This is a genomic window from Herbaspirillum sp. B65 (assembly GCF_000333555.1).
Classification (GTDB): Bacteria; Pseudomonadota; Gammaproteobacteria; order Burkholderiales; family Burkholderiaceae_D; genus Herbaspirillum; species Herbaspirillum rubrisubalbicans.
Genome location: NZ_BADI01000167.1, coordinates 1 through 10,370, shown reverse-complemented (window position 1 = coordinate 10,370; position 10,370 = coordinate 1). Strand labels below are relative to the sequence as shown.

Annotated in this window: 7 protein-coding genes and 1 pseudogene; 6 read left to right on the top strand and 2 right to left on the bottom strand. The window is 58.6% G+C overall.

Features of this window, described 5'->3' with window-relative positions; translation table 11 throughout:
- The 5 genes and pseudogenes from I5W_RS04255 to I5W_RS04235 all read left to right on the top strand — a co-directional run.
- Positions 1–304: pseudogene (locus I5W_RS04255) on the top strand (Ppx/GppA phosphatase family protein); the annotation flags it as partial.
- A gap of 311 nt (positions 305–615) precedes the next feature.
- The gene (locus I5W_RS04250) at positions 616–1,650 is read left to right on the top strand and encodes a Fe(3+) ABC transporter substrate-binding protein (protein ID WP_044528302.1); all 1,035 of its coding nucleotides are present in this window, start codon (positions 616–618) and stop codon (positions 1,648–1,650) included.
- Between the two features lie 326 nt (positions 1,651–1,976).
- Positions 1,977–2,987 (top strand): hypothetical protein, encoded by a 1,011-nt coding sequence (locus I5W_RS04245; RefSeq protein ID WP_252716887.1) that lies wholly within the window; start codon positions 1,977–1,979, stop codon positions 2,985–2,987.
- Between the two features lie 46 nt (positions 2,988–3,033).
- The gene (locus tag I5W_RS04240) at positions 3,034–6,507 is read left to right on the top strand and encodes a T6SS effector BTH_I2691 family protein (RefSeq protein WP_044528300.1); all 3,474 of its coding nucleotides are present in this window, start codon (positions 3,034–3,036) and stop codon (positions 6,505–6,507) included.
- Positions 6,508–6,539: 32 nt separating this feature from the next.
- Positions 6,540–7,712 carry a DUF6708 domain-containing protein gene (locus tag I5W_RS04235; protein ID WP_044528299.1) on the top strand — a complete coding sequence of 391 codons (1,173 nt, stop codon included), beginning with the start codon at positions 6,540–6,542 and terminating at the stop codon, positions 7,710–7,712.
- A gap of 37 nt (positions 7,713–7,749) precedes the next feature.
- Here I5W_RS04235 and I5W_RS04230 read toward each other — a convergent pair whose 3' ends face one another.
- Together I5W_RS04230 and I5W_RS04225 are read right to left on the bottom strand one after the other, a co-directional pair.
- Positions 7,750–8,454, bottom strand: a complete 705-nt coding sequence (locus tag I5W_RS04230; RefSeq protein WP_044528298.1) for a class I SAM-dependent methyltransferase — start codon at positions 8,452–8,454, stop codon at positions 7,750–7,752.
- A gap of 42 nt (positions 8,455–8,496) precedes the next feature.
- Positions 8,497–9,639, bottom strand: a complete 1,143-nt coding sequence (locus I5W_RS04225; protein ID WP_199901699.1) for a GNAT family N-acetyltransferase — start codon at positions 9,637–9,639, stop codon at positions 8,497–8,499.
- 120 nt (positions 9,640–9,759) lie between these two features.
- Between I5W_RS04225 and I5W_RS04220 the strand changes: the two genes are divergently transcribed.
- On the top strand, positions 9,760–10,370 hold a 611-nt coding region (locus I5W_RS04220; RefSeq protein ID WP_044528296.1), incomplete at its 3' end, for a nitrilase-related carbon-nitrogen hydrolase.

Genomic DNA, 10,370 nt, shown 5'->3' with positions numbered 1-10,370 from the left:
CCCGCGAGCACGCCTGATGAGTACCCTGATCCTGGGGCAGAAGGGCAACCTCAAGAAGATCAGCGAGATGCTGGCCGATGTCGATTTCGCCAAGGCCGTGCTGGCATTGCGACTGGCGGTGATGTTCCGTCATGCGCATATCACGCTGGACCTGGACAAGGTGCGCGTCAAGTTCAAGACCCGGGTCGACCTGGAAATCCGGCGCGACTACATCAAGGAACATCCCAGCATTTCCTTCTGGTTCCAGAAGGAGCAGGAATGGTGGGCCGGCATCGGCGTGGACTTCGCGGTCAAAGTCATTTGATCTCTGAACTCAGATCTCTGACATCTGTCTTCATCCCCCTGCCTGAACAACGCCCTTGCCGCGCACCTGCCGGCAAGGGCGTTTTGCTGTTCAGGTTGTGATTCATGGGGGAGCACGGCGAGGAAGATGATAATGCTTCTTATTTGTGCTATAGTCGCCAGCGGTCAATGAACCGCTCAGCCATGAGCCACAACGAGGCGATCCCGAGATCGCCCACTGCGACAGCCCAGTCCCTCGGACCGCCTTCCGCGCCAAAAAGAAAACCCCGTTTCGCCACGGCGGTCGTTCACTCTTTTTGAAAAGGATGGTCCATGTTCCCCCGTCAACTCGCCCTCGGCGCCATGCTGGCTGCCATTGCCGCTTCCAGCTTCGCGCAGGAAAAAGTGTTGAATCTCTACTCGGCACGTCACTACCAGACCGATGACGCGCTCTACGCCGATTTCACCAAGGCCACCGGCATCAAGATCAATCGTGTCGATGGCGATGATGCCGGCATCCTGGCGCGCTTGAAGAGCGAAGGCGCGTCCAGCCCGGCCGACGTGATCCTGTTGGTGGATGCGGCGCGCCTGTGGAAGGCGCAGAGCGAGGGCCTGTTCCAGCCGGTCAAGTCCAAGCTGCTCGATGAGCGCATCCCGGCCAACCTGCACAGCAAGGAGGGTAGCGAAGGCACGCAGTGGTTCGGCTTCTCCACCCGCGCCCGCGTGATCGTCTACAACAAGGCCAGCGTCAAGCCGGAAGACGTGGACACCTACGAAGCCCTGGGCGAGCCCAAGAACAAGGGCAAGCTGTGCACCCGCAGCGGCTCGCACCCCTACAACGTCTCGCTGTTCGGCGCGCTGCTGGAACATGATGGCGCGGCCAAGACCGAAGCCATCTTGAAGGGCATGGTCGCCAACCAGGCGCGTCAACCGGTGGGTGGCGACACCGACCAGATCAAGGCGGTCGGTTCCGGTGAGTGCGGCGTGGCCATTTCCAACTCCTACTACGTGGCGCGCCTGCTGCGTTCCACCAAGCCGGAAGACGTGGCCCTGATGGAAAAGGTCGGCATCGTCTGGCCCAACCAGAAGACCTATGGCGCACACGTCAACATCGCCGGTGGCGGCGTGGCCAAGCACGCCCCGCACAAGGCTGAGGCGGTGCAATTCCTGGAATACCTGGCCAGCGATTCGGCGCAGCGTTACTTCGCCGAAGGCAACAATGAATGGCCCGCCGTCAAGAGCGTGAAGACCGACAACCCGGCGCTGGTGAAGATGGGTCCGTTCAAGGCCGAAGTCATCAACGTGGGCGCGGTCGGGGCCAACCAGCAGAAGGTGTTGCAGATGCTGGATCGGGTTGGCTATAAATAAATAGAATCATTCATATCCTTGTGTGAAGGCCGGTCCGTGTGATGCACGGACCGGCTTTTTTACGCCTTTTCATTCTCATTCGGCGCGCTGGGGCGCGAGCCGCTGCCCTTCAGAAATGCGAAGAGCCGATGAACTGAACAGGAGAAGAATAGTCCTATACCCGACATTGCAGTTACGCTCGATGCAAGCTGTAGTGGGCGTTTCAAGCAAGCGGATGGACTGTCGTTTGCATTCAGAAATATCTGGCGAGCCACCACAATTTTGTGTTGCAGACAATAGATCAACAAACCTGCATATCGATGTTTCCGGACTTTTAACGAGTGCTCATGAATCCCACACAGCAAGGGTTGTCACACTTTCGTCGCGCCATACTGGATGCCATTACCGCGATCAAGGCCCAACAGCCACAGTCTCACCTTCATTTGGTCTATGCCCCCGAGCTGGCGGACCCCCTTGAACTGTTGGGTGACAGCAAACGTGACGTTGCCTTGATCAAGCCGGCCACCCTCAATGTGGCCGGCTGGCCTGAAGATGCATGTCCGCGCCTCATCACGCTGGATTGCCGCCGCGTCGCGGCCTATATGCTGGAAACCGATGCGGGCATGGACGACCCCTTGATGGAGAGCAGCATTTCGCAGTCGTATGCGGAAACGCTGCTCCAGCAGCGGGTCAACATACTGCAGACCAATGATGATCCCGGACAGGCTGAACGGGCGGTATGTGGCTGGATAGTCAGCCCCGACACTGCCGCACAGATCGGTGTGCGCATCAGTGCCTCCGCCAGCGGCATGGACATCCACCGGCGCAGATCCTGGGTGCGTTGGTACAACCCCGATTATCTGGAGGTGCTCTGGCCTACGCTCACCGCCGCCCAGAAACAGAGCCTGCTGGGGCAGGGCGTGTGGATCGCCCATGATAGCAACGGCAGACTCAAGACCTATGCCGCTGGGCATGAAGCTGTATGGAGCCCATTGCCGCCCACCGCTGTGCGACTGGACACCCTGCAGTGGCTGCAACTGGAGAACGTGCCGCTGGTACAGCAACTGCTCCAGCAGTGGAAAAACCTATGCCAGGACACTGCCCGCCCCCTCCAGCCGGACGCCCAGGAGCAGCTACATCAATGGGTGCACCGCGCACGACAGCTTGGACTCGATGGTGAAGATATCGCGGTCTATGCCATTACCGCCATGCAGATGCCCAGTGGCTTTGCAGAGGATGCCGAGTGGATTGCAGCAGTCAACAACGCGGTGCAGCAGGGTGACAAACTCAGCCAGAGCCTGCCTGCCTTATTAGACCGTTATTGGGCAAAGCGCGCGCTGAAGCAGCAAGAGAACTAACTAAATCGGGTTGGGGGGATAAAAACATGATTTCAGGAAGATAAACATGCTTGATGAAGCAGCGGCAGAATACCAACAGCAAGTGGCCAACCACACCATCAACGCCATCGCCGGGACGCCGCCACTGAGCGCCAAGGCTGCGTGCCAGGCCTGCCATCGTGCGGACCTGCAAATCCAGGTGGTCACGCCCTCGGTGGTGGCGCAGGCGCACGCACAAGCCTTGCGTGATGCGGGCTACGCCTGGGCGCCGAGCTTTGATGCAGAGTTTGCCAGCATCAAACGCGAAGCCACCGTGCCCGTCGCCCGCATTGCACGCGCCGGCTACATCAAGCTGTACTTTGCGCACAATGAGCGCTGGGATGTCTGGCAAGTGATGGCCAACGGACTGACCCGCAAAATCATGCATCAGGTTAGTGTGAAGCAGTACGCCAAGCTGCAAGACGGCTTTGTCAATGCTTCAGAACCCAAACAATGCTCGCGTGGCGGCGCCAATTTGCCGGCGCACCTCATCAGTATCGCTGGCGCCAAGAACATCGCCACCGTGTGGCTGGCCTATACGCCGCGTTTGTGGTCAGCCACCGTGCTCCAGCAGTATGCAGAGAACCCCTTGGTGGATGTGCCCGGCCCCGATGGCAAGCCGGCAGGCAAAAAGAAGCTCAGGGACTTGCGCGGACGTGAACTGCATCCTCAAAAAATCGTCATGCAAGGCGAGTTTCCCAAGACCGGATGCCTGCCGCTCAATGCGGCGTCGCTGGAGCACAACGTCGCAGATTTCGTGAAAGAAGCCAGCCCCGCATATAAAAAGGCGTTTGAGCTTGCCTTGCGCCCGCTCGACAGTGTGCGCATCGGACAAGCGCAAGCCCTTGAAAATGCCGTGCGTGCCGCGGAAAAACTCGATCATCCGAGTCTGTACCTCAACAAATCGCTGTTGCTCATGTTGCCGGATGACGTGGGCGTCATCGAGCAGCTCAACCACTTGCGCCTGTGTGCTGTGGAAGCGCAAAAGGCATGGGTGGCGGGCGCCCCCAATCCCAATGGAAAAGGCCATGATGCATTGCGAAGCTGGAAGCTGCGTTCCGCTTTGCACGTCGAAATGATCGAGCACTGGGTTTTTTCAGCAAAGCTCAGTTACCAGAAAGAGCTGCGCAACGCCGGTGTCTATCGGGAACATCTGACGATCACCGAAGAAGAGTTGCAACAGATGCGTGCCCAGGAGCGGGCGACCGGAAAACCGTATTACCCGCCAGGCACCACCATCACGGCCAACCGCAGCAACCCCGTTACGTACCGGGTCACACTGCCGGAAGCGCAAGTACAAAAAGGCTTGGAAGGCATAGCAAGAGCCGACAGCCAGTCGCGCATCGAGCGCTATCACGGCAAGCTACGCATGGCTGAACTGAATCAATTCCGTGACGAATTCAAGGCGGGGCTGGAGCAATGGCAAGCCCATATCGCCAAGTTTGACAGCGACTACGTGCAGTGGTTGACCGCTGCTCCCTTGGCCGTCACCGTGCGTCACGACTTCAATCAGCAGTTATCGCTCATCAAGCCCCAGGCCGCCCACGGCACAGCGCGGCAGCAAGTCGAGGAGTACCTGGACCACCTGGGCGCGCAGGAAAAAATATGGGGCGGTGGCGCCATTACGCCCCTCACCGTCAAAGAGCTCGCCAAAGCCTATGGCAAAGATCCCGAGGCACCGGCCACATGGATCGATAAAGCCATGCTGGAGCCGTGGGGCCTGTTCAGCGCCATCAAAAGCGACCCGGGCAAGCACAAAGACACGGCCGAAAAGATCAATGGACTGATCGGGGAGTTGCCCGAAGTCATGCAAGAAGCCCTGCACGCTCGACATGAAAAGCATGAAGCGCATATTCATAGCCTGCTCCAGGTGCAGCAGCAAGCCGCACAGTTGCAAGCCGTCATGCTGGACCCGCAACGGGCCAAGCAACTAGGGGCCGCACTGACCACCTCGGAAAAAGTCATGCACGCATTTGCGGTGCATATCCGCACGGCGGCCATCATGAACATCATGCTCAACCCCAAAGCAGAGCGGTATGTCACCATCGCGGTCAAGCTGCCGACCGGGGAGACACTGGATGCGATGGCAGCAGGCCTGCGCCCCAGAACCTTTGAAACCAGCTTGGAGACCAAAAGCAGCACCAACCGCCAGACCCGCCGCCAAAGCCGCAACACCCTGCGCAAGCTCAGCGTCCACGACACCCCCGCGCTACAGCTTGCCGAGTTTCAGCCGCTGATGTTGACCGAGGCCAAACTGGCCGAACTCACCCGCCAAGCCATCCGGCAAGGCGAGGAACTGGTGGACGTGGTGGCCGAAGGCACCTTGGGCAAACTATCGCACAGCTTCAAGCTGCCCAAGTCCACGGCACTGCATCTGATCCAGGAGCAAGCCAGCTTTGCCCAGGCCAGCAAGAAAGCCTTTTGGTCGCGCCAGGGTGGTGTGGTGGCGATCGTGGGGTTCTTTCAGTGCCGGGCATTGCTCAGTGCATTGAGCAAACTCCAGGACGAAGAAGGCTATGCCTACGCCGATACCTTGATGACCGTGATGGGCAGCAGTGCGGGGTTGTTCGAGGGAGGGTTTGGCCTGGCGGCGGCGGTGTTTGAAATCAAGGCCTCTGGTAGCAAGCTGGTGTTGGCCAGCCGTATTACGATGGCGGCGTCCTTGCGGTTGGTGGCGGGTATTGCTGGGGCGGCGAGTTCGGGATTTGATGCTGTTGCTGCGTTTGCGAAATACAGATCTCGTTTGGCAAGAGGCGATTCTGCTGCAGCCAATGTTTATTTTGGTAGCTCCGTATTTTTTGGAATATCTTTAGTCACGCTACTTGGTGGCACTACTATTTCCTTTGCCAACGCTACGGTAGCCCGCTTTGCTGTTTCACGGCTCATAGTTACCCGCCTTGGTGGTGCGGTAGCGGCTGAACTACTGGGAACATCGCTCACAGGCATTGGCATTGTGGTGGGGGTGCTGGGTTTTGCAGGTATGTTGTATGCAGAGAGTTTGGAAGATGATCTTAATGAAGTCTTCCTCAAGCGCAGCTATTGGGGCAACGGTGAACGCAGTGAAGGCAAGTTCGCAGCCTCCGAAGAGCCACAAAACAAGAGTGACGCCGAAGCCATGATTCGCTGGGCACAGCGTGGTTTGGCCGCCGAGGTCGATGGTTTCAATGCCCTTTCCGTCGGGGTCAAAGCCACGCTCACATGGCACACCAACTATGTCAGTGCCGACGTGCTGGAGGCCCGTATCGAAGCCAGTGCGGGTGACGAAAACCATCGCGTGGCCTACAAGCTGACACCTTCTCCCGCCAGCGCACTTCCACAAACAGATGGCGTAGCCCCCATGACGCTAGATAAAGACAGTGGACACTACGTATTCAGCCTCAAGCTGCCGCTAGACGCGCCGTCATGGAAAGCCGCAGAGTCTGTGCGATTTACCTATACGATATATGACCTTCGTACCCGGGTGTCCATTGCACGAGATACCTTGGAAGTCAAGCGCGACTGACCCAATACGGACTATTTTACGAGTGAGAGATGATGAGCAAGGGTGACCGCAAAGCCGCACGCATTGCACAGCGTGCTCAACAAGAAGGGGCGCAAGGTAAGCCCTATGGTTCGTTCGAGCCAGATGGTCCAGCTGCCAATGAGAGTGACTTTGTGCTGTACGACTGGACGGGGCAAGCCGCCAGTGACGTTTTTTTTGCGCTGCATAACGAGCCTGCCTTTAAGGGGTTGGGCACTGATGCGGTGCTACTGCCACCGCATAGCTTGAGCGTGAGCCGCACCCCCAATACAAGCGGTTCGGTCATCGAAGCCTATCCGCATGGGTTGGCTTACTCTGATCAAATCGCGGGGATGTCGGGAATGGCAGCGTTTGGTGCATTGTTGTCCTCTCCTCTTATTTTTCTCCTCATTTATGAACTTATCGCACGACTGGGGTCATTCGGATGGTTCTGGGGATCTTTGCTAATGTGCGGGAATGCATTTAGCGCCACAGTTCTTTACTTTCTGATTCGCTGGGACATCACCGGCTACCGCTACGCCCCTGTGCTCTTTGACCGTGCCGCAGGCAAGGTGCATGTGTTCTTTGACCAAACACTGTTGTTTCGCTGGTTGCCGCTGTGGGGTGGTGGCAAGTATCAAATCCAGACCTACGACTGGTCTTGTATACGCGGCCAAGTCACGCGCTCTCGCGTGGTCACAGGTAATGTCGCCCAAGAACTCGCTTCGCTCTCTTGTGTGGTAGTGCAAAGCCCACAAGATCCCACGGTGGTGGCCCAGTTTGAAGTGGGTGGTAGCACCAATGCCTTGGCGGTGCAGCTATTGTTAGACCGCTGGGAACATGTGCGCCGCTTCATGGAACATGAAGGCCCTCTCTTTGTGCAAGATGATGGTCCGTATGTGCCACCGGCTACGCAGTCATTGTGGGGCGCTTTGTGTTGGGGCCAACCGCTCATTGGTCCGGGACGACATGCGCCGAGTGTTGGCATGGTGTTGGCGCAAATGTTTACTGCGTTTTTTGTATGGTTCACCATCCCATTTGGACTGGTGGGTTGGTTGTGCTTCCACATCAAAGACAAACCAAAATGGCCTGCAGAAATTCTGGCGAGCGTGGGAGGAAACCCACTGACCGGGAAAGACCTGGAGGCTTGGCGCGGTGTAGTGCCAGCATCCAACCATGAGTCAGGCAATCAAAAAGCTCATAGTTGACTTGCATTGCACATTGCCCCTCAGCAGGCGCCAGCTTCTAAGTATGGGTGTATGTATGATAAAAGCGGCCATGCTGAGAATCTGCATGATGTTCAATGAGTCTTAGCCCCTGGCTTTCGAACGATTCAGCCAGTTCCCAGCTGGCATAGGCACGCTGATAAAACTGGAAATGCTCAGTGCTACGTTCCTGCTCCTCTCCTTTCGAGAGTGTAAGGGTAGACAGGAATACGCCATTGCTGCGGGCTGATATCTGGGTTTGCGCCATATGGGTATAGCGGGCGTCTGCAAAGGTCCATTCGCCTCGACAATCAAAGTATGTTGAGCAGTGTATTGAATCAAGGTCGTAGGCATCGATGAGGACACGCGCTGACGGATGCCGAATAAGCGCCGCCTTGAGTGACTGAGCCGCCCGCTCTACCAGGGTATTGTTGTGAAGATAGGCCGTGACAGCACCCAGCACGACAATGGTGTCGAAACATTCTCGGAAGGGCAGCCGTGTTATATCCGCCTGTACGGCTAACACCTTGGGAAGTCGCTGTCGGCCGATGGCTAACATCTCGGGGTCCAGATCAACGATGACCCAAGATGAATCGGCGATGGCTGTGGCAAGCTCAAAGTAGCTACCGATCCATAGCACGTTTGAAGATTCTTTGATTGCCTGATGAAGTTGCGCGTGGTCCAGCCAGTGGCTGGACCACGCACTGTAATAGGCGTCGAGGAATAAGGCTCGGTCAGTCGGCATTATTGTGTCACCCCTGTACGCAGGTCGGCTTGTTGCACATCTTCAGCGCGGCGGATCACGGAAGGGATTGCGTTCGTTCAGTTCCGAGATATAGCCATCGATCCCGCCCCCTTCCCGCGCCAGGAAATGTTCCACCGCATCATAGAACCCCGGATGCGCCAGCCAGTGTGCCGACCAGGTCTTCTGCGGCAGGAAGCCGCGCGCCATCTTGTGTTCGCCCTGGGCGCCGCCTTCGAACCAGGTGAGCTTCTCGGCGATGCAGAATTCCAGCGGCTGGTAATACGCAGTCTCGAAATGCAGGCAGGGCACGTGTTCCAGCGCGCCCCAGTAACGGCCATAGAGCGTGTCGTCGTCATGTACGGTGAGCGAAGAAGCAATCGGCTCCTCGCCGCGCAGGGCCACCGTCAGCAGCAGGTGCTGCGGCATGGTGTCACCGATGCGGCCGAAGAAATCCAGGTTCAGGTAGGGCGTGGAATAGTGCGCCGCATAGGTGTGGCGATAGCAACGGTTGAAGAAACGCCAGTGCGCCTCGGTGATCTCGGCCCCGCGCAGCCAGACGAAGCGCACGCCTTGCTCGGCCACCTTGCGGCGCTCGGCCAGGATGTTCTTGCGCTTCTTGCGGTCCAGCGTGTCGACGAATTCCGAAAAACTGCCATACCCTTCATTGCGCCAATGGAACTGCACTCCGCTGCGCAGCAGGAAACCGGCGTCAGCCAGTTGCTGCGCCTGTTCCGGCGGGGGATAGAGGATATGGGTGGAGGAAACTTCATTTCGGTCCTGCAGCGCCCGTAGTGCGGCCACCAGCGCGCCGCGCGCGGTGTCGTCGACGGCCATCAGGCGCGCGCCGCGCACGGGGGTGAAGGGAATCGCCGAGAGCAGCTTGGGGTAGTAGTCCACGCCGTGGCGCTGGTAGGCTTCGGCCCAGGCCCAGTCGAAGACGTATTCGCCATAGGAATGGAACTTGCGGTACAGCGGCAAGGCCGCCACCAGCGACTCGGCTTGCCATAGCGTCAGGTAGTGCGGCTCCCAGCCGGTATCGGCACTGGCCGCGCCGCTTTCGTGCAGGGCGTGCAGGAAGGCGTAGGACAGGAAGGGATTGCCTTCGGCCTGGGCCGCTACCAGCGCATCCCAGCGCTGCTGGCCGATCTCGGTCAGAGAAGAAACGATTCGCGTGCGATAATCCATGGACTGCGAGTGACCTGCGTTAGATGGTGTGGCCCACGGCCACGCTGGAACAGGCATTCTACGCAAAATGAACAGACTGCGTCGCCGCCACGGCGATGCGCACGGAGTGCGAGATCATCTATGCCCAGCCCCTTCTTCAATCTCTATCACCATGGTTTTGCCCGCGTCGCGGTGGCCGTGCCGGACTGCAAGGTCGCCGATCCCGGTTTCAACGCCCAGCGCACCATCGCCCTGGCCGAACAGGCCGCCGCCCGTGGCGCGGCCCTGGTGTCTTTCCCCGAACTGGGCCTGTCGGCCTATAGCTGCGAAGACCTGTTCCAGCAACGCGCCTTGCTTGATGCTTCCTTGCAGGCCTTGCAGGCGGTGCTGGAAGCTTCGCTGCGCATTCCCGCGGCGCTCGTCGTGGGGCTGCCGCTGAAGGTCGATCACCAGCTTTACAACTGCGCCGTGGTCGTTCACAACGGCCGCATCCTGGGCGTGGTGCCCAAGAGCTACCTGCCCAACTACAGCGAATTCTACGAAGCGCGCCAGTTCAGCAGCGCCGATTGCGCCGTCACCCGGCGCGTGCGTCTGCTGGGGCAGGAGGTGGGCTTCGGCAGCCATCTGCTGTTCGAGATCGCCAATATTGCCGACTTCCGTTTCCATATCGAGATCTGCGAAGACGTGTGGGTGCCGATCCCGCCGTCGTCCTTCGCGGCGCTGGCCGGTGCCACGGTGCTGGGAATCGTCGC